At 64.3% G+C, this 21,566-nt stretch carries 18 protein-coding genes; 7 read left to right on the top strand and 11 right to left on the bottom strand.

From position 1 onward, the window contains the following. Positions 1-238: 238 nt before the first annotated feature. From QN219_RS09060 to QN219_RS09080, 5 genes are all read right to left on the bottom strand, one after another. Positions 239-1,021 carry a carnitinyl-CoA dehydratase gene (locus tag QN219_RS09060; protein ID WP_283999282.1) on the bottom strand — a complete coding sequence of 261 codons (783 nt, stop codon included), beginning with the start codon at positions 1,019-1,021 and terminating at the stop codon, positions 239-241. A gap of 5 nt (positions 1,022-1,026) precedes the next feature. After that, positions 1,027-3,090, bottom strand: coding sequence for an acetate--CoA ligase family protein (locus QN219_RS09065; RefSeq protein ID WP_283999283.1), 2,064 nt, complete (start codon positions 3,088-3,090; stop codon positions 1,027-1,029). A 296-nt stretch (positions 3,091-3,386) separates the two neighbouring features. After that, entirely contained in the window at positions 3,387-4,547 is a 1,161-nt protein-coding gene (locus QN219_RS09070; RefSeq protein WP_283999284.1) for an acyl-CoA dehydrogenase family protein, read from the bottom strand. A 210-nt stretch (positions 4,548-4,757) separates the two neighbouring features. Further along, positions 4,758-6,248, bottom strand: coding sequence for a carnitine 3-dehydrogenase (locus QN219_RS09075; RefSeq protein ID WP_283999285.1), 1,491 nt, complete (start codon positions 6,246-6,248; stop codon positions 4,758-4,760). A 223-nt stretch (positions 6,249-6,471) separates the two neighbouring features. Continuing rightward, complete coding sequence (locus QN219_RS09080; RefSeq protein ID WP_283999286.1) at positions 6,472-7,374, bottom strand: 3-keto-5-aminohexanoate cleavage protein; 903 nt, start codon at positions 7,372-7,374, stop codon at positions 6,472-6,474. 109 nt (positions 7,375-7,483) lie between these two features. Here QN219_RS09080 and QN219_RS09085 point away from each other — a divergent pair, with 109 nt between their 5' ends. Beyond that, positions 7,484-8,455, top strand: a complete 972-nt coding sequence (locus tag QN219_RS09085) for a GlxA family transcriptional regulator (RefSeq protein ID WP_283999287.1) — start codon at positions 7,484-7,486, stop codon at positions 8,453-8,455. A gap of 55 nt (positions 8,456-8,510) precedes the next feature. Here the strand turns inward: QN219_RS09085 and QN219_RS09090 are convergent, their stop codons facing one another. Beyond that, positions 8,511-9,749 carry a LysR family transcriptional regulator gene (locus QN219_RS09090; protein ID WP_283999288.1) on the bottom strand — a complete coding sequence of 413 codons (1,239 nt, stop codon included), beginning with the start codon at positions 9,747-9,749 and terminating at the stop codon, positions 8,511-8,513. Between the two features lie 50 nt (positions 9,750-9,799). On the opposite strand from QN219_RS09090, the gene QN219_RS09095 reads away from it, so the two are divergent. From QN219_RS09095 to QN219_RS09120, 6 genes are all read left to right on the top strand, one after another. Further along, positions 9,800-11,365 carry an aromatic amino acid lyase gene (locus tag QN219_RS09095; RefSeq protein ID WP_283999290.1) on the top strand — a complete coding sequence of 522 codons (1,566 nt, stop codon included), beginning with the start codon at positions 9,800-9,802 and terminating at the stop codon, positions 11,363-11,365. A gap of 31 nt (positions 11,366-11,396) precedes the next feature. Beyond that, positions 11,397-12,779, top strand: a complete 1,383-nt coding sequence (locus QN219_RS09100; protein WP_283999292.1) for a dihydroorotase family protein — start codon at positions 11,397-11,399, stop codon at positions 12,777-12,779. Further along, positions 12,776-14,044, top strand: a complete 1,269-nt coding sequence (locus QN219_RS09105) for a Zn-dependent hydrolase (protein ID WP_283999293.1) — start codon at positions 12,776-12,778, stop codon at positions 14,042-14,044. Before QN219_RS09100 ends, QN219_RS09105 begins: the two co-directional genes overlap by 4 nt. Further along, complete coding sequence (locus QN219_RS09110) at positions 14,045-15,142, top strand: DUF917 domain-containing protein (RefSeq protein WP_283999294.1); 1,098 nt, start codon at positions 14,045-14,047, stop codon at positions 15,140-15,142. Between the two features lie 12 nt (positions 15,143-15,154). Next, entirely contained in the window at positions 15,155-15,484 is a 330-nt protein-coding gene (locus QN219_RS09115) for a TfoX/Sxy family protein (RefSeq protein WP_283999295.1), read from the top strand. Between the two features lie 166 nt (positions 15,485-15,650). Then, on the top strand, positions 15,651-17,309 hold the full coding sequence (locus QN219_RS09120) for a urocanate hydratase (protein WP_283999296.1): 1,659 nt from the start codon (positions 15,651-15,653) through the stop codon (positions 17,307-17,309). Between the two features lie 18 nt (positions 17,310-17,327). On the opposite strand, the gene QN219_RS09125 is transcribed toward QN219_RS09120, so the two are convergent. From QN219_RS09125 to QN219_RS09145, 5 genes are all read right to left on the bottom strand, one after another. Next, positions 17,328-18,089, bottom strand: coding sequence for an SDR family oxidoreductase (locus QN219_RS09125; RefSeq protein ID WP_283999297.1), 762 nt, complete (start codon positions 18,087-18,089; stop codon positions 17,328-17,330). Positions 18,090-18,093: 4 nt separating this feature from the next. After that, a complete protein-coding gene (locus QN219_RS09130; RefSeq protein ID WP_283999298.1) occupies positions 18,094-18,912 on the bottom strand; it encodes an ABC transporter permease in 819 nt (272 codons plus the stop codon). Then, a complete protein-coding gene (locus QN219_RS09135) occupies positions 18,912-19,778 on the bottom strand; it encodes an ABC transporter permease (RefSeq protein ID WP_283999299.1) in 867 nt (288 codons plus the stop codon). Before QN219_RS09135 ends, QN219_RS09130 begins: the two co-directional genes overlap by 1 nt. A 116-nt stretch (positions 19,779-19,894) precedes the next feature. Next, complete coding sequence (locus QN219_RS09140) at positions 19,895-21,055, bottom strand: spermidine/putrescine ABC transporter substrate-binding protein (RefSeq protein WP_283999300.1); 1,161 nt, start codon at positions 21,053-21,055, stop codon at positions 19,895-19,897. Between the two features lie 51 nt (positions 21,056-21,106). Beyond that, positions 21,107-21,566: TOBE domain-containing protein (locus QN219_RS09145; protein ID WP_283999301.1), on the bottom strand; the 460-nt coding region annotated here is incomplete at its 5' end.

Raw genomic sequence — 21,566 nt, forward strand, 5'->3', positions numbered from 1 at the left:
GTCGTGATGTCTTCGGTTTTCTCCCTCCTCTGCGGTCTGTGGCGGCGATACAGCTGTTCCGATCCATAAGGCTAATCGTTCGGAGCAGGCTTGTAACGTCCTAAATTATAAATCTTTTCCATGAGTTCGCCTCATGGAACGACAATGCATTCCGCGTGCGCCGATACTCGCGGCGCCACGTTGAATGCCGGTAGTTCGCCGGCCGAAATTTCATTCCGCGGCCATTGGCGGCCGTGTCTCAGCGCCCCTTCCAGACGGGATCGCGCTTCTCGGCGAAGGCGCGTGCTCCTTCGAGCTGGTCTTCGCTCGAATAGAGGATGTCGACCGTCTTGAACTGCCGGCGGGTGATCTTGTTCATCGTCGTCTGGAAATCGCGGCCTTCCGCCTCGCGCACCACTTCCTTGATCGCGGCGTAGACGAGCGGCGGCCCGCTTTCGAGCAGGCGGGCGAGCTCCCAGGCGCGCTCCATCAGGCGGTTGGCCGGCAGGATTTCGTTGACGAAACCCCAGCGGTTCGCCTCGGCGGCGTCGAGCCAGCGTCCGGTCAACAGCATGTCCATGGCGATATGGTAGGGAATGCGTTTCGGCAATTTGATCGAAGCGGCATCGGCGACCGTGCCCGAACGGATTTCCGGAAGCGCGAAGGTTGCATGCTCGGCGGCAAGGATGAGATCGGTCGAAAGCGCGATTTCGAGCCCGCCGCCGCAACAGATGCCGTTGACGGCCGCGATGATCGGCTTGTTGAGGTCGCGCAGCTCCTGAATGCCGCCGAAACCGCCGACGCCGTAGTCGCCGTCGACGGCATCACCGTCGGCGGCCGCCTTGAGGTCCCAGCCGGGGCAGAAGAATTTTTCGCCAGCACCGGTGACGATCGCCACGCGCAAGCTGGGCTCGTCTCGGAATTCGCGGAAGATTTCGCCCATGATCCGGCTCGTCTTCAGATCGATGGCATTGGCCTTCGGCCGATCGATCGTGACTTCGAGAATGCCGCCTTCGCGGCGGGTGAGGATCGGTCCGGTCATAGGCATCATTTCCTCCGGCGGATCAGGGCGTCAGCGGCGATGGCCCCTTGGCCTTCCGGTAACACCATAACAGGATTGATATCGAGTTCGTCGAGCTTTGAAGCGTTTGAAACGACATAAGATGCCGCTGCGGCGACAGTCCTGGTCAGCGCCGCTACATCGCCCTTCGGGCCGCCGCGATAGCCGTGCAGCAGTTTTCTGATCTTGAGACTGTCGATCGCCTCCGAAATCGCCTTTTCGGTGGTCGGAAGCGTCAGGATCGCGGAATCGTCGAGCAATTCCACTAGGATTCCGCCCGCGCCGATGGTCAGTACCGGACCGGCAACCGGGTCGCGCATCGCCCCGATGATGAGCTCCGCTACGGGCTTCGCGACCATCTTTTCCACAAGATAACCGGAAGCGATCTCGGCCATCGCGTTTGCCGCGGCGTATACCTCGTCGCGGTTCGCAAGGTTGAGCTTGACCGCCCCCGCTTCGGTCTTGTGGGCGACGCCGAGGCCCTTGAGGACCACGGGGAAGCCGAGGTCTTCGGCGGTATCTGCCGCTTCTTCGGCCGTGGCGGCCGTTTTGCCCCGGGGGACCTCGACGCCAGCCTCTAGAAGCTCCGCCTTGGCCTCTGCCTCGGTCAACGTGATGGCATCGCCCGCTTCGGCCCGGATCTTGAGGAGGGGCGGCGGAGCTGGTCCTGCCCAGGCGGCGCCGATCTCAGCCGCAGTCTCCGCTGCGGTGAGCGCTTCGTCGATGCCGAAGAAGGGCACCACGCCTGCCGCCATCAGCGAAAGGGCGGTTGCTTCCGGCATGTTCTCGCCGAGGCTCGCGACAATGCCGGCGACCGCGCCGGTTGCCTTCGACGAGGCGATGACAGCCTCGCAGGTCGTCACCCAATCGGCGGCATCGCACCGATCGAGACGCGGAAAGTCGAGCACGGTCAGATTCAGCGCGTAGTCGCCTTTCATCATCGCGGTGAAAGCCGCGGTCTGTTTGTCGCGATTACCCCAGACAAAGGTGTGGTAGTCGAGCGGATTGGCGATCGCCACCATTTCGCCGAGACTTTCCCTGAGCGGCTGGCGCTGTTCTTCGCGAAGCGGACGGAAGTTGACCTTGCGCCGCACGCCGGCATCCGCCATCAGCGAGGCTTCGCCGCCCGAACAACTCATCGAGGAGACGTCGGCACTGGCGAGCGGGCCGTGAAGATGCAGGAGCTTCAGCGTCTCAAGAAGCTCCGGCAGGGTGTCAACCCGGCCGATGCCGAGGCGGGCAAGCAGGGCTGAGGAGACGCGGTCATTGCCGGCGAGCGAAGCCGTGTGGGAAACGGTCGCGAGTTGGGCTGCCTCGGACTTGCCGACCTTCAGCGTCACCACGGGCTTGCGCAGTTCCCTCGCGCGGGTCGCCAGCCGCTCCAGTGCCTCGATACTGTCGAAGCCTTCGATATGCAGGCCAACGGCGGTGACGCGCGTATCCTCGAGAACGGCGCAGGCAATGTCCGAGAGCCCGGTCTGCGCCTGGTTGCCGGCCGTCATGACATAGGCAAGCGGCAGCCCACGCGTCTGCATGGACATGTTGCAGGCGATGTTGGAGGACTGCGTAAGGATCGCCACGCCGCGCTCGACGCGCAGCATGCCGTGCTGGTCCGGCCAGAGCAGGGCGCCGTCGAGCATGTTGATGAAGCCGTAGCAATTGGGCCCGACGATCGGCATGCCGCCGGCGGCGGCAACCAGCGCCTCTTGCAGGTCATTGCCGTCGGCAAGCTCGCTTGCCGCTTCGCGGAAGCCCGAGGCGTAGCAGATAGCGCCGCCGGCGCCGCTTGCGGCCAGATCACGGATGATCTCGATCGTCAGTGCCCGGTTGACGCCCACGAAGGAGGCGTCCGGCGGATCCGGCAGGTCCGCCACCGAGCGATAACAGTGGCGGCCGAGAATTTCCTCTTCTCGCGGGTGGACCGGCCAGATCTCGCCGGTAAAGCCCATCTTATCGCATTGTTCGATGACACGGCGCGCCTCCTTGCCGCCGAAGACGGCGATGGAACGGGGCCGGATGAGACGGTCGAGGGAGCGGGGAGGCGAGGTCATGCTGCGCCCTCGTCGAATGCATCAAGGGCGCGCGAGTCGCGGAATACCCCCCTCTGCCCTGCCGGGCATCTCCCCCCCAAGGAGGGCGATTGGACGGGGCGGTGTCTTCGCCAGCCAGTGACCGTCGAGGAGTGGAGTGCTCTGAATGAACGATGGATTGCGGGAATGATGCGGCGGATGGCAGAGATGGCCTGCGGATCAAGAAGCTGGATGGTCGCGTCTTGCCAATCTCCCCCCTTGTGGGGGAGATGCCCGGCGGGGCAGAGAGGGGTGAGTTGCGGAAACTCGGCCATCGCTCAAGCCCCCAGCGGCCGCAACAGGTCGCGGCTGATGATGTGGCGCTGGATTTCCGAGGTGCCGTCCCAGATACGCTCGACGCGGGCGTCGCGCCAGAAGCGGGCGAGCGGCAGGTCGTCCATCAGCCCCATGCCGCCATAGATCTGGATCGCCTCGTCGGTGACGCGGGCGAGCATTTCCGTGGCAAAGACCTTGGCCGAAGCGATTTCGCGGTTCGACGGCAGGCCCTGGTCGAGCCGCCAGGCGGCAGACAGCGTCAGCAGGTCGGCGGCATCGATCTCGGTGATCATGTCGGCAAGCTTGAACGAGACGCCCTGGTTGGCGCCGATCGGCTTACCGAACTGCTTGCGCTCGGCGGCATAGGAAAGCGCATAGTCGAAGGCGCGGCGGGCGCGGCCGACCGAGGTGGCGGCGACCGTCAGGCGCGTGGCGTAGAGCCATTCGTTGGCGATGTCGAAGCCCTTGTGCACCTCGCCGAGGATCTGCGAGGAGGGCAGCCGGCAATCGTCGAAGGTCAGGATGCAGTTCTTGTAGCCGCGATGCGAGACGGAACTGTAGCCCTCGCGGATTTCGAAGCCCGGCGTGCCGCGATCGACCAGGAAACAGGTGATCTTCTTCTTCGGCCCGCGCGGCGTCTGCTCCTCGCCGGTGGCGATGAAGACGATGACGAAATCGGCGATGTCGGCGTGGCTGATGAAATGCTTCGTTCCGTTGACGATCCAGTCGTCGCCGTCCTGCCTGGCGAAGCACTTCATGCCGCGAACGTCCGAGCCGGCGTCCGGCTCGGTCATGGCGAGCGCATCGAACTTATCGCCCTTGACCGCCGGAATGAGGTAACGCTCGCGCTGCTCCTCGTTGCAGGCCATCAGGATGCCGGAGGGGCGGCCAAAAAATACGGTCAAGCCCATCGAGCCGCGGCCAAGCTCACGCTCGACGAGCGTGAACGTCAGGTGATCGAGCCCGGCACCGCCGACTTCTTCGGGGAAATTGCAGGCGAAGAAGCCGAGCTCCTTGCACTTGCGGGCAATTTCCTGGCCGAGCTCGCGCGGGACGATGCCAGTGCGCTCGACCTCGTTTTCGTGTGGATAGATCTCGGTCTCGACGAAGTTGCGGACCGTGTCGACGATCATCTGCTGTTCTTCGGTCAGTGCGAAATTCATTGTTCTCCCTCGTCAATTTTGGTCCGCCTGCTATTGGGCCGATCTCCTCATCGGGCCGCAGCGTGCTTGGCTCTTTGCCCTCACCCTAGCCCTCTCCCCGCGCGCGGGGAGAGGGGACTGGGAGCGTGCCGCGAGTCACTTCTCCCCGTCAGAACGGGGAAAAGGTGGCCGGCACGCCGGATGAGGGGCAATCATCCGCCTCAAATGGGGTCACCGCTTCTGCCCCACCTGCCGCCCGGCGCCTTCCGGCACCTCAAGCTTCGCATGCCCTTCCGCAATCGGCTTCAACTTCGCCAGCACTTCCGTCGGCGCCGGTACGGACTTGCCGGCCTTCGCGTCGACGTGCAGCATCATCTGCTCGGCGGTCGCGATCACTTCGCCGGATTCGGCATCGTGGATCCTCGTGAAGAAGTGGATCCGCTTCTCGTCGGAGGCGAGAAGCTGGAGCGTCGTGTAGAGCGCCTGACCGAGCTTGGCTTCGCCGAGATGGCGGATGTGGGTTTCCACGGTGTAGTAGCTGTGGCCGGCCTCGACATAGGCGAAATCGACGCCGATCAGCCGCAACAGCGCGTCGGACGTGTCGCCGAAGAGCTGCAGGTAGCGGTGCTCGGTCATGTGGCCGTTGTAGTCGACCCAGGCGGCGTTGACCTTGGTTTCAACAAGGCGCAGCGGACCGGAGGCGTCATAGGTTTTCGCCTGATTGCCGCCCTTCGCCCAAAGGCGCTTCTCGAAATCGGCGAGCAACTTGCCGGCGCCCCAGCCTTCGCCGCCATTGCTGGCTTTGAGCGCATGCATGATGCCGACGAGATTTTCGTCTCGGATGCGTTCGAGTTCGCGGATCGAGCGGCCGGCGGCCTGGGCATCCGACTGCGCGCCGATCTTTTCAACGAGCGCATCGTCGAGATCGACCACATCGGTGAACTTGGTCCAGGGCCATTTCAGGCAGGGTCCGAACTGGGCGAGGAAGTGGCGCATGCCAGCCTCGCCACCGGCGATGCGATAGGTCTCGAACAGGCCCATCTGCGCCCAGCGCATGCCGAAGGAATAGCGCATGACGTTGTCGAGCGTCTCGGTATCGCAGATGTCGTCCTGGATCAGCCACAGCGCTTCGCGCCAGAGCGCCTCGAGCAGACGGTCGCCGACGAAGGCCTCGATCTCCTTGGCGATGACGACGCCCTTCATGCCGATTTCGGCAACACCCTCCTCGGCCCGCTTGATCGTCGCCGCCGAGGTCCTCTTGCCGCCGACGAGTTCGACCAGCGGCAGGAGATAAACAGGATTATAGGGATGCGCCACGAACATGCGTTCGGCGTATTTCATATCGGCCTGCAGGTCCGAGGGCAGGAGGCCCGACGTGGAGGAGCCGATGAGCGCCTCTGGGCGGGCGAAGGCGTCGATTTCGGTGATGACGCCGCGCTTCAGCTCCAGCCGCTCGGGGACGCTTTCCTGAATCCAGTCAACGCCTTCGACCGCCTGCTGGATCGTCTTGCAGAAGGTGAACTTGCCGCGCGGCGGCAGCGGCGCCATGGTCAGCATGCCATAGGCCTTCTCGGCATTGGCCATGACCTCGCCGATGATGCGCTCGGCTTCCGGATGCGGATCGAAGATGTTGACGTCGATGCCGGCAAGCGCGAAGCGCGCCGCCCAGGCCCCGCCGATGACGCCGCCGCCGACGCAGGCGGCCTTGGTGATGATGCTCATTCCCTCTCCATCCAACTGTTTTGGTTGGGAGCTCTCCCGGCCCTTCGGGGCTACCCTCCCCGCAGAGGGAGGGATGGGCGGCTCCGGATCCTGTTCGTCTCTCTCAAGCGGCACTCCTGCCACTTCGGCGGCCTTGATCGAACATTTCCACGAAACCAGGCGTTCGGTGGGGAGTTCGGCGATGCCGCACGTCAAGCCTTCCCCTTGCGGGGAGGTTGGGTTCTTATCTCTTCGTAAGCTTCAGCTTCTCGCGGACCTCTGCCGGACCGATAATCTTCGCGCCCATGCCCTCGATCACGGAGACCGCCTTTTCGACGAGCTGGCCGTTGGTCGCGAGTTGGCCCTTGCCGACATAGAGATTGTCTTCGAGGCCGACGCGGACGTTGCCGCCGGCAAGGATCGCCGCCGCCGGATAGGCGAGCGCATTGCGGCCGATCGAGAAGGCCGAGAAGGTCCAGTTCGCCGGTACGTTGTTGACCATCGCCATGAAGGTGTTGAGGTCATCCGGCGCGCCCCACGGAATGCCCATGCAGAGCTGTATCAGCACCGGATCCTCGATCAGGCCTTCCTCGACGAGCTGCTTGGCGAACCAGAGATGGCCGGTGTCGAAGGCCTCGATCTCGGGGCGGACGCCGAGCGCTGTCATCTGGCGCGCCATCTCGCGCAGCATCGACGGCGTGTTGGTCATGACGTAATCGCCAAGCGAGAAGTTCATCGTGCCGCAGTCGAGCGTGCAGATTTCCGGCAGGCATTCGGCAACATGGGCGACGCGCTCGGTGGCGCCGGCCATGTCCGTGCCTTTCTCGTTGACCGGGAGGGGGCTTTCGACATTGCCGAACACGAGGTCCCCGCCCATACCCGCGGTCAAGTTCAGCACGACGTCGACGTCGGCGGAGCGGATGCGGTCGGTGACCTCTTTGTAGAGATCGAGGCGGCGGGCCGGCGCGCCGGTTTCCGGATCGCGAACATGGCAGTGGGCGACCGCAGCACCCGCCTTGGCGGCCTCGATCGCCGCGTCGGCGATCTGTTTCGGTGTGATCGGAACGTGGCCGGATTTCGAAACGGTGTCTCCCGAACCTGTGACGGCGCAGGTGATGAATACCTCGCGGTTCATGCTGAGCGGCATTGCTGTCTCCCTTTTATTGAGAGCCATTACGAGCCAGAAAAGCCGTCTCTGCTTTTCATTATCAGCGACATTCTATACATTCTCGGAAGTTCCGGGAGGAAGTTTCACAATGGATCAATCCGTTTCGCAGTCGCAGCATGTGGATCTGCTTGTCCTCCCGGAGACGAACCTGATCCTCGTCGCCTCGGTCGTCGAGCCGCTGCGGGCTGCCAACCGTATTGCCGGACGCACGCTTTACACCTGGACAATCTTCAGTCCGGACGGCGAAGCAATCGAGACCAAGAGCGGCATCCCGATCCCCGTCGCCGGGCCCTTCCGGCCCCAGCGCGAGACGGCGCCGCTCTTCGTGCTTTCGAGTTATAGCTGGGAGCGCAGCGCCACCTCGCAACTCAGGATGCTGCTCTCGCAAACGGCGCGGCATCGGGAAGTCATGGCCGGGATCGAATCCGGCTCATGGCTGCTCGCCGAGACCAGCCTGCTCGACAATTTTTCCGCCACCACCCATTGGGAGGACTTCGAGGACTTCGCCGCGGCCTATCCGCAGGTGACCATGGTGCGCGAGCGTTTCGTCATCGATGGCAAACGCATCACCACCGGCGGCTCGCTGCCGACGCTCGATCTGATGCTCGAACTGATCCGTCGTGCGCACGGCTATTCGCTGGCGCTCGAGGTCTCCCGCCTCTTCATCTACGAGCAGGAGCGCACGCGCGGCGATCTGCTGCAGGTGCCGGCGATCGGCAATATGCGCATTCTCGACGCCCGCGTCGGTGCGGCGGTCAAGCTGATGGCCGAAACGGTCGAGGCGCCGCTGACGCTGGCGCGCCTCGCACGCCGGGTCGGCATCAGCGCCCGGCATCTGCAGGATCTCTTCAAGGAGACGATGGGTGTGGCTCCGCACGAGCACTATCTCGCTCTCCGCCTCAATGCTGCGCGCCGCAAGGTGATCGAGACGCGGATGGAGTTTGCGGACATCGCCGCGATCGCCGGGTTCAATTCCTCGTCCTCGTTCTCACGCAGCTACCGCGCCCACTATCGCGAGAGCCCCAGCGAAACGCGCCGGCGCCTGAAGCTCAAGATGTGATTCAGCTTCAGGTCTTGATTCACCCGGCGCCGGATCAGCGAGCCGGATCAGCAGCTTATTGCGGCCGCGTTCCATTTTTCATCATCCTGAACATGGCTTCGCCGGCCTGGGCCCAAAGCGCCTTTCGCGGCCAGACGAGGGTCAGGGATTGTTTGTAGGCGGGGGCGAGGCGGATCATCGCGGGCGGGCGATGGACGCGTGCGAGCGAGCTTTCCGGCAATATCGAGAGATAGCCGTGATGGCTGACCAGATTGATGATCACGGGGATGGAGTCCACCTCGATCAGGGTGACGCGCCGGCGCTCGCTTTCACTGAGGGTGTCTTCCAGAAAGCGCGTCGCCTCGCGCCTCAGGCCGCTCTTGGCGCTTGGCACGGCGATCGGCGTGGTGCAGAGCAGATGGGCGAAGTCGCCGCTGATTTCGGACAATGTTCCCGCGGCGCCCGCGAGCGCCAGCGGCGTCTCCGACACGAGCCGGCCTTCGAATTCATTCGGAAAGTCGGCGACGTCGAGGAGCGCGGCATCGAAGCGCCGGCTCTTCAGCCCGGCGATGAGTTCGTCCGCAGTCGTGCTTGAAATGAAGAGGTGCTGGCGAGGGCGGGCCGCATGCCAGGCAGCCGTCAGCGCCGCCAGCATGCGCGCGATCTCACTTTCGGGACCGAGCGGCATCACCGCACCGAGACGCCATGTCGTCGCGTCGCGGCGAAAGCGGTCGTCCGATGCACGCGTCAGGCGTCCCCAGGATTGAAGCAGTTTTTCCGCAAGCGGGAGGGCGGCAAGTGCTTCCTCGGTGCAGACCACCCCATGATAAGCGCGCTCGAACAGCCGGTAGCCGAGATGGCGTTCGAGGCCCGCCATCTGACGCGTGAGCTGGGGCTGGCCGAGACCGAGCATCCGCGCGACGGAGCGTATGCTGCCGTTGCGGGCGATCTTCACGAAACGGTCGAGTGCGGCCAGGCTGACCGGAGGAATCAGGCCTGCCCTCCGGCGCCCAAGACCGTTGGCAAGGAGCGTTGCGGTTTCCGCTGCCTCTGCGATTTCCGCGATGCGTGCCTGGGCCTCGAGCGTCGGCACGAGCATGGCGCCTTCGCGGCGGAGCAGCGGCACGGAAATCGTCTGCTCGAAGCGCCGTACGGCGGCGCTGACACTCGACGGCGGGCGCCCGCTGAGCTTTGCCGCACGTCGTATGCCGCCTTCACGCAGCGTCGCGTCGACAAGGACGATCGTCGCAATATCCACGATATCAACCCACGCTTCGAACAGGGATGTCGATCTGCCCTGTTCGGATTTCGGCATCATTCGTTCCGAATTTGGGATATATCACGCATTGGCACTGTGCGCATAGCATGCTCGCAAAAGAGGTTCGTTTCGGCATGCTGCAATCGGTCAAGACCATCGTCCTGTGCGGAAAACCGCTCGACTTCGGGGTACTCGAAGAGATCGGCGTCGGGCTGGCACGGCCGGTCGCCGACGATAGCGGCATGGAGCGGGTTGCCGCCGCCCACAAGGTGGTTGCCGACCGCGTCGCCATGGGGTTGCCGGTCTATGGCTCCAACACCGGCGTCGGTTCGATGAAGGACCGCCTCTGGACGGCGGACGATCTCGCCGAATTCAACACGTCGCTCGTGCGCGCCCATCACTTCGGCACGGGCGAATTCTTTGCCGCGCCGATCATTCGCAAGGCAATCGCCATCCGCGTGAACACCGCGATGCGCGGGCATACCGGATGCAGCCCCGAACTTATCAACGCCTTCCTCGCGCTTCTGGAGCGCGGAATCGTTCCGGCTGTGCGCCGCCACGGCTCGATGGGCTGCGCCGACATCGGGCTGATGGGGCAGGTGGCCTCGGTATTGACCGGTGTCGGCGACGCCTATTTCAACGGCCAGCTCATGACGGCCGAATCGGCGTTGAAAGAAGCGGGGCTGAGCCCTTTCGCCATGCGGCCGCGCGATGCGCTGGCCGCGCTGAGCGTCAATGCGATCTCCTATGCTGCGGCGGCCGATGTCCTGCGCGAGGCGGCGGCCGCGATCCGCGTCCTGCTTGTCACCGGTGTCATGTCGTCGCGCGCGCTCGGCGCCTCCGCCGATCCCTGGCTCGTTGCGGCGACGCTTTCGACCCGCGGCGAAGCGCTTGTCGGGTCCTGGCTCTATGGCCAGTCGGGCATCGCCGATTGGCCGTTGCCGACGGCGATCCACGATCCGTTGAGCCTTCGCATGACCGCCCAGGTCTTTGGCGCGGTCGTCGATACCTTGCTGGTGGCCGCCGGCCGGCTTGTCGAGGCAACCTATCTCTCGGATGACAACCCGGTGGTGCTGGGGGGCCAGGTGCATTCATCCGGCGCTTCCCTGCCACTGACGACGACGCTCTATATCGAGGCGGCGCAGGTCGCGTTCTCGCATGTGGCGCGCAATGTCTTGAACCGATGCATCCTGCTTTCCAACGGAGGGCGCCGCAATCTCTCGGTCAATCTCGTCGCGCCCGGGGAGGTCGCCACGGGGCTCGGGCCGCTGATGAAGCTCGCGGTCGAGCTCTATATGCGCGTCCAGTCACTCGCCGTTCCCTTGTCCGCCCAATCGATCGTCGTCGCCGGTGGGCTGGAAGAGGAGGCGACTTTCCTGCCGCTGATCGTTGAGCGCATGGAAACGCAGGTCCGCGATCTCAGGCAGCTTGCGGCGATCGAGGCGATGCTGTCCGCGCAGGCGATGGATCTCGTCGGCGACGAGCCGTGGGGCGTCGTCAAGCTGGCCTACGATCGCACTCGCTCGGTCAGCCCGATCTACCTCAAGGACCGTCCGCTTTCGAAGGAGATCGAAGCGCTGCAGGCGGCGTTCACTGACCACGACCTGTTGCGCGCTTTCGTCGAGACGGCGCCGATGCCGGAATTCGACGACTTTTTTGCGCTGGCCAAATAAGCGGGCAGAGTGAACGGGAAGGGAAAGAGCAATGTCCGATTTCGATCTCGTTCTGAAAGGCACCGTCGTCCTTCCGCATCGCATCGTCGAAGGCGGGCATGTGGCCGTCCGAGACGGCAAGGTCGTGCATGTCGGGCAGGGCGCTGCACCGGCGGCGCGCGAACGGCACGACCTAGGTCAAGCGCTGATCCTTCCCGGCGCGATCGATGCGCAGGTGCATTCGCTGTCGCAGAAGAATCAGGAGGACTTCATCTGGTCGACGCGCTCGGCTGCCGCCGGCGGAGTGACGACGATCGTCGACATGCCTTACGACGAGGGCAATCTCGTCTCATCGGCGCAAGCGGTCAGACGCAAGGTCGCCCACGCCGGTCCGCAGGCCCGCGTCGACTTTGCGCTCTACGGCACGATTGATCCCGAGGAGGGACCGTCGCGGATCGGCGAGATGGTAGAGGCAGGTGTTGCCGCCTTCAAGTTCTCGACATTTGGAACGGACCCGAAACGTTTTCCGCGAATTCCTGCCGCGCTATTGGAAGAGTGCTTCCGGGCTATCGCCCCGACGGGACTGACCGCCGGCGTTCACAATGAGGATGATGAGGCGGTGCGGGCCGCGATCGAGAAGGTCAAGGCCGCAGGGATCACGGACTATCGGGCGCATGGGTTTTCGCGCCCGCCGCTGACCGAGCTTCTTGCCACCAACCAGATCTATGAAACCGGAGCCGTGACCGGCTGCCCGGCGCATGTGGTGCATTGCTCGCTTGGCCGCGGCTACGAGATCGCGGCCGCGTATCGGGCGCAGGGTCATGCGGCGACGATCGAGTGCTGCGTTCATTATCTGACGCTGGACGAGGAAAACGACGTGCGCCGCCTCGGTGGCAAGGCCAAGATCAACCCGCCGATCCGGCCGCGTGCGGAGGTGGAAAAACTCTGGCGGCATGTGGCCGAAGGTAATGTCACGATGGTTTCGACCGATCACGTGAGCTGGTCGGAGGATCGCAAAACCAATCCGGACATGCTTACCAATGCTTCCGGCGTGCCGGGCCTCGAGGTGATGGTGCCGCTTTTCGTCAAGGGTGCGCTGGAGCGCGGCATTCCGCTGACGCGCGCCGCTGAGCTTATGGCGCTCAACCCCGTGCGGCATTTCCGGCTCGACCATTGCAAGGGCGCGCTCGAAGCCGGCAAGGATGCGGACGTCATCGTCATGACGCCGGAATCCTATGTCTATGACGCGGCGACAAGCGGCAACAATGTTGTTGGCTGGTCGCCCTATAACGGCATTCGATTGCCGTGGCGGGTCTCCGCCACCTATCTGCGCGGACGGCTCGCCTTCGATGGCAGCCGGGTCGTGGCGGAGCCGGGCACGGGTGCCTTCATCCGGCCGCTGCCGAGCCTGCCGATTCGGGAGCCGCGGCAATGACCGCAACGCAAACCAATCTGCCGGTCGATGCGCGGCGCATCGCCGAGATCGTCAAGGGGCTCGCGCGTATCACCGAGCCCGACCGCCCCTATACCCGGCGGGCCTTCACGCCGCTCTTCCTCGAAGGACGCGCCTTCCTCGAAGAGCGTTTCAGGGCGGCGGGCCTCGACACGAGGATTGATGCGGCCGGCAACCTTATCGGTCGGCGCAAGGGGCGCAAGTCGACGCTCGGCACTATTATGCTCGGCTCGCATTCCGACACGGTTCCGGAAGGCGGCCGCTTCGACGGGATCGCCGGCGTTGCGGCGGCGCTCGAAGTGGCGCGCTCTCTTTCTGACGCTGGCATTGAGCTCGATCATGATCTGGAGATCGTCGATTTCCTTGCCGAGGAGGTGTCGATCTTCGGCGTTTCCTGCGTCGGCAGCCGCGGCATGGCAGGACTTATTCCGGATGGCTGGCTGAGTCGTGCGCACGACGAGCTGACGCTCCGCCAAGGGATCGTCGAGGCCGGGGGCGATCCTTCCCGCCTGCCGTCGTTGAAGCGGTCCGATATCAAAGCGTTCCTTGAGTTGCATATCGAGCAGGGGCCTGTGCTCGAGGCCGAGCGACTCGACATCGGCGTCGTGACGGCGATCTCCGGGATCACGCGCATCGAGATCGTCGTCGAGGGTCAGGCGGATCACGCAGGCACGACGCCGATGGGGCGGCGTCGTGACGCGCTTGTCGCCGCGTCGCGGCTTGTGCTGGAGATCGAGAAGCTCGGTTTTGCCCATGCTGCGGGCGAGGGCCACTTCACCGCGACCGTCGGCGAATTCGAGATCGAACCCAATGCCGCCAATGTCGTGCCCTCGCGGGCACGGCTCCTGATCGATGCCCGCGCCGAGCTGCGGCCGCAGATGGAGGTGTTCATCACCGAGGTGGAGGCGCTTGCCGCGCGCATCGCCGAAGAGACCGGCGTCGCGATCACGCCGCGGAAGGTGATCTCCGACAATCACCCGACACCCGGCGACCCCTCGGTTCTTGCTACGTTGGAAGCGGCCTGCGGGCGCGTCGGCGCGCGACACCGGCTGATGGCTTCAGGGGCAGGGCACGACACGGCCTGGATGGGCCGGATAACGAAAGCCGCGATGATCTTCATTCCCTGTCGCGACGGCCGGTCGCATGCACCCGAGGAATGGGCGGAGAATGACGATATCGCGCTTGGCGCGGCCGTGCTGTTCGAGGCCGTGCGACGGCTCGACGGGCAATTGCAGGAGAAGACGTAGATGGGCCGGATACTGACGGAAAAGGATGTCGAGGCGGCGGTCAAGGGCGGTTCCGTCTATGCTGCGGGCGGCGGCGGCTGGGCCGATCACGGGCGTATGCTCGGATATGCGGCCGTCTCGATCGGCAAGCCGGAACTGGTTTCGATCAACGAGCTGGAGCCAGACGACTGGGTGGCGACCGCGGCTGCAATCGGCGCGCCGGCTTCGACGACGCCGTGGGAGATGCGCGGCGTCGATTACGTGAAGGCGGTTGAATTGCTGCAGGAGGCGCTCGGCGAAAAGCTCACCGGCCTGATCATAGGGCAGAACGGCAAGTCCTCGACGCTCAATGGCTGGCTGCCTTCCGCGATCCTTGGGACCAAGGTGGTGGATGCCGTGGGCGATATCCGCGCCCATCCCACGGGCGACATGGGGTCGATCGGCCTTGCCGGTTCACCCGAACCGATGATCCAGACGGCCGTGGGGGGAAACCGCGAAGAGAACCGCTATATCGAACTCATGGTGCGCGGTGCGACGGCCAAGGTGTCACCGATTCTGAGGACTGCCGCAGACATGTCAGGTGGCTTCATCGCCTCCTGCCGTAACCCGGTGCGCGCGTCCTACGTCAAGGCCAATGCCGCGCTCGGCGGCATTTCCATGGCGCTGACTCTGGGCGAGGCGATTATCGCTGCGGAAGGCAAGGGCGGCAGCGCCGTAATCGATGCGATCGCCAATACCACCAACGGCTCCATTCTTGCGGAGGGAACGATCACGGATAAATCCGTCGTCTATACCAAGGAGGCCTTCGACATTGGCATGGTCACGCTCGGGAAGGGCGATGACTCAACGGTACTTCATGTGATGAACGAGTACATGGCCGTGGAAACGCCGGACGGTGCGCGCCTTGCAACGTTCCCGGATGTCATCACCACGCTGTCGCCGGAGGGCGAACCTTTAAGCGTCGGGCAGTTGCAGGTGGGCATGACAGTCTTCGTGCTGCATGTGCCGAAGTCGGTGATCCCGCTCGCCTCCAGCGTGCTCGACCCGTCCGTCTATCCGCCAGTCGAAAAGGCGATGGGGATCGAGATTGCACGCTACGCCCTGGCCGGGAAGCGTTGACGGGAGGGCGATGTGGCGCGCGATACCGGGCTTGAGGAGCTGGTGAGGCAAGACCTCGGTGAGCGTGCAGGGCTCTCCGAAAAACCGATGTTCGGTGGCTTGGCCTTTCTTCTGAACGGCAATTTGCTCTGCGGCGCGCGAGAGGATGGAATGCTCGTGCGGCTTGGCAAGGGCAATGACGATTGGGCCTTGGCGCTGCCCGGCATCGTGCAGATGGTTATGGGTGAGCGCCGGATGCACGGCTGGGTGCGCGCCGGTGCGGAAGCCTATGGCGATGACGCCTTGCGCCAGCGCCTGCTGGATGCGGCGCTCAGCTACGTGGTTTCGCTGCCGTCGAAGTGAATGATGGGCGGCGTGGGTTGCCCTCATCCGCCTGCCGGCACCTTCTCCCCGTGAGACGGGGAGAAGGGATATGCCGCGCTCTCCCAGTGCCCTCTCCCCGCCTGCGGGGAGAGGGTTAGGGTGAGGGGCAAAGACACGACCGCGACGCAACAAAGGAACGACCACCATGCCCAAACCCAATCCCCGTCACCCGAACTTTCCCATTCCCGGCGGGCCGGAGTTGCGCGCCAAGGGTTGGCGGCAAGAGGCGTTGCTGCGGCTGCTCGAAAACGTCCTTTCGGTCGGCGAGGATCCGGACAATCTCGTCGTCTACGCGGCTCTGGGCAAGGCGGCGCGCAACTGGCCGTCACATCGGGCAATCGTCAAGACGCTCACCGAGATGGACGAGGACCAGACGCTGCTCATCCAGTCCGGCAAGCCTGTCGGCCTGTTGAAGACCCATGCCAAGGCGCCGCTCGTCATCATGGCCAACTGCAACATCGTCGGCCAATGGGCGAAGGCCGAGGTCTTCTATGAGCTGCAGCGCAAGGGGCTGATCTGCTGGGGCGGGCTGACGGCAGGCGCCTGGCAATATATCGGCAGCCAGGGGGTGATCCAGGGCACCTACGAGATCTTCATGCGGATTGCCGAGCGGCGCTTCGGCGGCGATCTTTCCGGACGTTTCGTGCTGACTGCCGGGCTCGGCGGCATGGGTGGCGCCCAGCCGCTTGCCGGCCGCATGGCGGGCGCCGCCATCCTCTGTGTCGATATCGATCCGGAACGCGCAAAGAAGCGCCAGCAGGTCGGCTATCTTCAGGAAATCGCGCCTGACCTCGACGCGGCGCTCGCGATGATCGACGCGGCGGTCAAGGAGAAGCGGGCGCTCTCGGTTGGGCTCGTCGGCAACGCGGCTGAAATCTATTCGGAGATCGCACGCCGCGGCATCGTTCCGGATGTGGTGACAGACCAGACGTCGGCGCATGATCTTGTCTACGGCTACGTGCCGAAGGGCATGAGCCTCGATCAGGTGCGGTCGCTGCGCGAAGACGGGCAGGGGCAGTTGATGGCGGCAAGCCGCGCCTCGATCGTCGAACATGTGAAGGCCATGCTCGATTTCCAGAAACAAGGTGCCGAGGTCTTCGACAACGGCAACCTGATCCGCACGCAGGCGCGGGAAGGGGGTGTTGCCAATGCCTTCGACATCCCGATCTTCACCGAAGCATATCTCCGTCCGCTTTTTGCCCGCGCCATCGGTCCGTTCCGCTGGATGGCGCTTTCCGGGGAGGAGAGCGACATCGGCCGTATCGACGACCTGCTCCTCGAAATGTTCCCTGACAATCGGATCATCACCAACTGGATACGGCTCGCGCGGCAGCACATTCCCTTCGAGGGCCTGCCGGCGCGCATCGCCTGGCTCGGCCACGGCGAGCGCACGGCGCTCGCGCGGCGCGTCAATCAACTGGTCGCGAGCGGCGAACTCAACGGACCGATCGCGTTTTCGCGCGATCATCTCGATGCCGGCGCGATGGCGCATCCGAACATCATGACGGAGCGGATGAAGGACGGTTCCGACGCGATCGCCGACTGGCCACTGCTCGACGCCATGCTGCTCTGCTCCTCGATGGCCGACCTCGTCGTCGTCCATTCGGGCGGGGGCGGCTATGCCGGTTACATGACCAGCTGCGGGGTGACGGTCGTTGCAGACGGCACGACGGCCGCCGACGAGCGACTCGACCATGCGCTGACCAACGACACCGCACTCGGCGTCATCCGCTATGCGGATGCGGGCTACGACGAGAGCTTCGAGGAGATTGCGGCAAAGGGCATCGGGCACGTGAAGGTTTGACGGCGCTGCGATGGGCTGTCAGACGACCGTCTCCCCGCCATCGACCACAAGTATCTGCCCGGTCATGTAGGAAGACCGGTCGGAGACGAGGAAGAGGATCGACTCGGCAATTTCGTCGACGCTTGCCCAGCGGCCGAGCGGCACCTTCTCGCGGATATAAGCCTCGATGGCACTCCGTCCGCCCATCTGGGCGATGAAGGGTTCGTTGAAGGGCGTATCCACCCAGCCGGGGCAGAGCGCGTTCACCCTGATGCCGTATTTCGCATAGTCGCCGGCCATCTGCCGGGTCATGGCGATGACGGCATGTTTGGTCGTCGTATAGGCGATCATCTCGCGATCGTAGAGCACGCCGGAGGAGGAGGACGTATTGACGATGACGCCGCGGCTCGCCGCCTTCATCGACGGCATGACGAGGCGGGCGGCCATGAAGTGGGCGCGGACATTGAGGCTCCAGGAGCGGTCGAAACCCGCCACTTCGACTTCCTCGAGGTCGCCGGCTATCTGCGCGCCGGCATGATTATGCAGGATGTCGATGCGGCCGTGGCGGTAGACAATGTCGGCGATGCCGTCCGATAGCGCCACGTCGTCGGTGACGTCTAGTGGGAGCGCCTCGGCGCTGCCTCCCTTTGCTGTGATCGCTCCGACCGTTGCTTCAGCGGCCACGAGGCTGCGGTCGACGACAATCACATGGGCGCCTTCGCGCGCCATGATGGCGGCGCCCGCCTGACCGATGCCGGAGCCTGCTCCGGTGACGATCGCGATCCGGTCTTTCAGGATCATGGTTTCACTCCCCGGATTTGCTTTTTTTTTCGCGCATCAGCACGCGCGCGGTGAGGATCAGGAGCAGCGAGGCGACCAACACCAGGGTCGCGATCGCGTTGATTTCCGGCGTCACGCCGCGGCGGATCGAGGCGAAGACATAAATCGGCAGTGTCGTCTTCGAGCCAGCGACGAAGAAGGCGATGATGAAATCGTCGAAGGAGAAGGTGAAGGCGAGCAGGAAGCCGGCGAGGATCGACGGCAGGATCTGCGGCAGCACGATCAGGCGGAACGTGGTGAGCGGCGTCGCGTAGAGATCGCTCGACGCCTCGACGATGTCGCGGCCGAGGCTGGCGATCCGCGCCTTGACGATCATGGTCACCAGCGCCATCGAGAAGAGGCCGTGGGCGGCGATGATCGAGCCGTAGCCGAGGCCGAACTGCGGCGGCTGGTCGCCCGGCCAGATCGTCGCGAGCGCCGGATTGACGAAGGAGAAGACGGCGACGAGCGCGACCAGCGTGGCAATGCCGATGACGACGCCCGGCACGACGATCGCCGCGGCGAACAAGGCGTCGAAGACGGCGCGTGTGCGCGTGCCGAGCCGCTCCATGCCGAGTGCGGCCATGGTGCCGAAGACGGCGGCGAGCGCAGCACTCGTAAAGGCGATCATCAGGCTGTTTTGCAGCGCTGCGACCAGGAACGTGTTGCCGAGGGCCTTGCCATACCAGGCTGTCGAGAAGCCGGTGAACTCGCTCGCATTGCGGCCCGCATTGAAGGAGAACAGCACGACCAACGCGATCGGCGCGTAGAGGAAGAGATAGACGGAGGAGACGAAGGCGCGCATCAGACGAGGTCCACCTGTCTTGTGCCCGCGACCTTCCAGGCGATCCGCATCGCCACCATGAGCACCACGACGACCACGGCGACGAGCGTGACGGCGATCGCGGACCCGAAAGGCCAGTTGCGCGATTGCAGGAAGAGGTCGACCAGCGCATTGCCGATGAAAAAGACCTTGCCGCCACCGAGGAGCTGCGGGATCAGGTATTCGCCAAGGAGCAGGATGGTAACAAGCGCGACGCCGGTCATCACGCCCGGCAGGGAGAGCGGCAGCGTGACGCCGAAGAAGGTGGAGACCGGTCTGCCGCCAAGATCGGCGGAGGCTTCGAGCAGCCGGCGGTCGAGCTTTTCGAGGCTTACATAGATCGGCATGATCATCAGCGGCAGATAGCCATAGACGATGCCGAGCAGCACCGCCCCAGGCGTGTTCAGCATACGAACATCCTCGATGCCGATCATCGCGAGCAGGTTGGGGATGCCGCGCGAGCCGAGGATGTACATCCAGGCGTAGGTGCGTACGAGCAGGCTCGTCCAGAACGGCACGACCACAAGCGAAACGAGGATGAGGCGATAGCGTGGGTTCGCCTTGACGGCGAGGTAATAGGCGACGGGATAGGCGACCAGCAGGCAGAGCAGGGCGCCGACGGGCGCAAGCACGAGTGTATTCCAGAACGCTGCCGCCCGCGTCGGCAGGTTGGCGAACTGGGCGAAGGTGAAGGCGGCCTGATATCCGCCCTCCGGCGCGCGCTCGCCGAAGGCAAAGATCAGCATGGCGATGAAGGGGAGAACCAGGAAAACACAGAGCCACGCCGCCGCCGGCGCAACCAGCGCCGCCGTCACCAGGTTCCTCTTCGTGTTCATTGCCGCTTGCATGAAGTTGGTCCGTCAGAATGCACGTTGAAGAAGGCCCCTCGTTCCGCTGCCGCGACCTTCTCCCCGCTGGCGGGGAGAAGGGGGCCGGCAGGCCGGATGAGGGGGCGGTCAGGCCGTCACGCCGACTTGAAGCGCGCCATCAGTTCGGCGCGGCCGGGGTCGGTCAGCGTCACGGCAGCGCCGAATTCGAGCGGAGTGAGAGCCGCTTCGTCCGGATAGACGATCTTGTTCGAGGTGACCTCGGCCGGCAGCAGCTTCAGGACGCGGCTGTCGGTCGTCGGCGCGCCGTTGGCGATGTGTTCCTTGACGGCGTTTTCCGGTGTCATCAGGTAGTTGAGCAGCGCATAGCCGGCGGCCTTGTTGGCCGCACTCTTCGGGATGGCGTAGAAATCCGACCAGATCTCGCCGCCGTCCTTGCCGAGCACAAACTGGATTTCCGGCATGTCGCGGTTGAGCTGGGCGCCGTCATTGGTCCAGCACATGGTCATCCAGGCGTCGGTCGCGCGCATCGACGGCTGATAATCGCTGTTGATCGCGTAGAGATGCGGCTTCACCCTGATCAGCAGTTCCTCGGCCTTGACGAGTTCGTCCGGCTTGATCGAATTGAACGAGTAGCCAAGCGCGACGAGCGCATTGCCGATGGTGGTGAGCTGGTAATCGTGCACCATGGCGCGACCGTCCGCCTCTGTTATCGCCACGTCGAAGAACTCCTTCCAGCTCGTAACCGGCGCCTTGATCTTGTTGGAGTTCACGGCGATGCCGGTCGTGCCCCAGTTCTTCGGCACGGCATAGGTCTTGCCTTCGACGATGCCTTCGTTGGTGAAGCGCGCGGTCTCCGTCGAGGCGTCGTAGTTCGGCAGTTTCGACATATCGAGCTCGTCGATGAGGCCGAGCTTCACATAAGTCGAAATCGTGTAGTTGGTGGGCACGAAGAGATCCCAGCCGGTGCCGCCGGCCTGGAGCTTCGCCAGCATTTCCTCGTTCGAGCCGAAGACGTTGACCTCGACGGCAACGCCGGTTGCGGCGGTAAAGGCCTCGAAGGTGGCAGGATCGTGGTAGTTCGGCCAGGTCGCGATCGACATCTGCGTACCGAGATCGCCGGCGAAGGCGGCGGAATTGAAGAGGCCGGGTTGGCGCGCGAGGACGGCGGTCGCGAGGCCGAGGCCGGTAACGCCGAGGAAGTGACGGCGCGTGACCGAGCCGCGCTTCAGGCGCATCAGCTCGTCGGCAAGCTTGTCGGCGGTAATCGGGGCATTCTCTCTGTACCACTTGGTCATGATGCTGTTCCCTTATCGTTGACGTGCAGTGATGGCAGCAGATCCGGCGGTTCAGGCCGGGAAGACGTGAAGCGCGTTGGGATCGAAGGAGAGCCCGATTCTTTCGCCAGGTTCCGCGAGGTCGCTTTCGTTGAGGCTTCGGCGGTCGGCGGTCACCAGAAAGTCGCCGAGGCCATCGACCTCGACCGAATATTCGACCGACGACCCCAGGAAGATACGGTGCGTCACGGTGCCTTGAAGCGTCGCTCTCCCATTGCGGACGAGGCTGATCGCTTCCGGGCGCAGTGCAACCATGGCCGCGCCGAGCGTGCCGTTGGCGCTCGCGGGTTTCGCAAGGGCGACGCCGTTCGCCAGCCGGATCGAATTCGTGCCCGCGTCGATCGTGGCTGCGATGCGATTGGTCTTGCCGACGAAGTCGGCGACGAAGAGGCTTGCCGGGCGGTCGTAAATCTCCTGGGGTGGCCCGATCTGGACGATGCGGCCGGTGCTCATGACGCAGACGAGATCGTTC

The sequence above is a fragment of the Sinorhizobium sp. 8-89 genome (genome assembly GCF_030124325.1).
GTDB lineage: Bacteria > Pseudomonadota > Alphaproteobacteria > Rhizobiales > Rhizobiaceae > Sinorhizobium.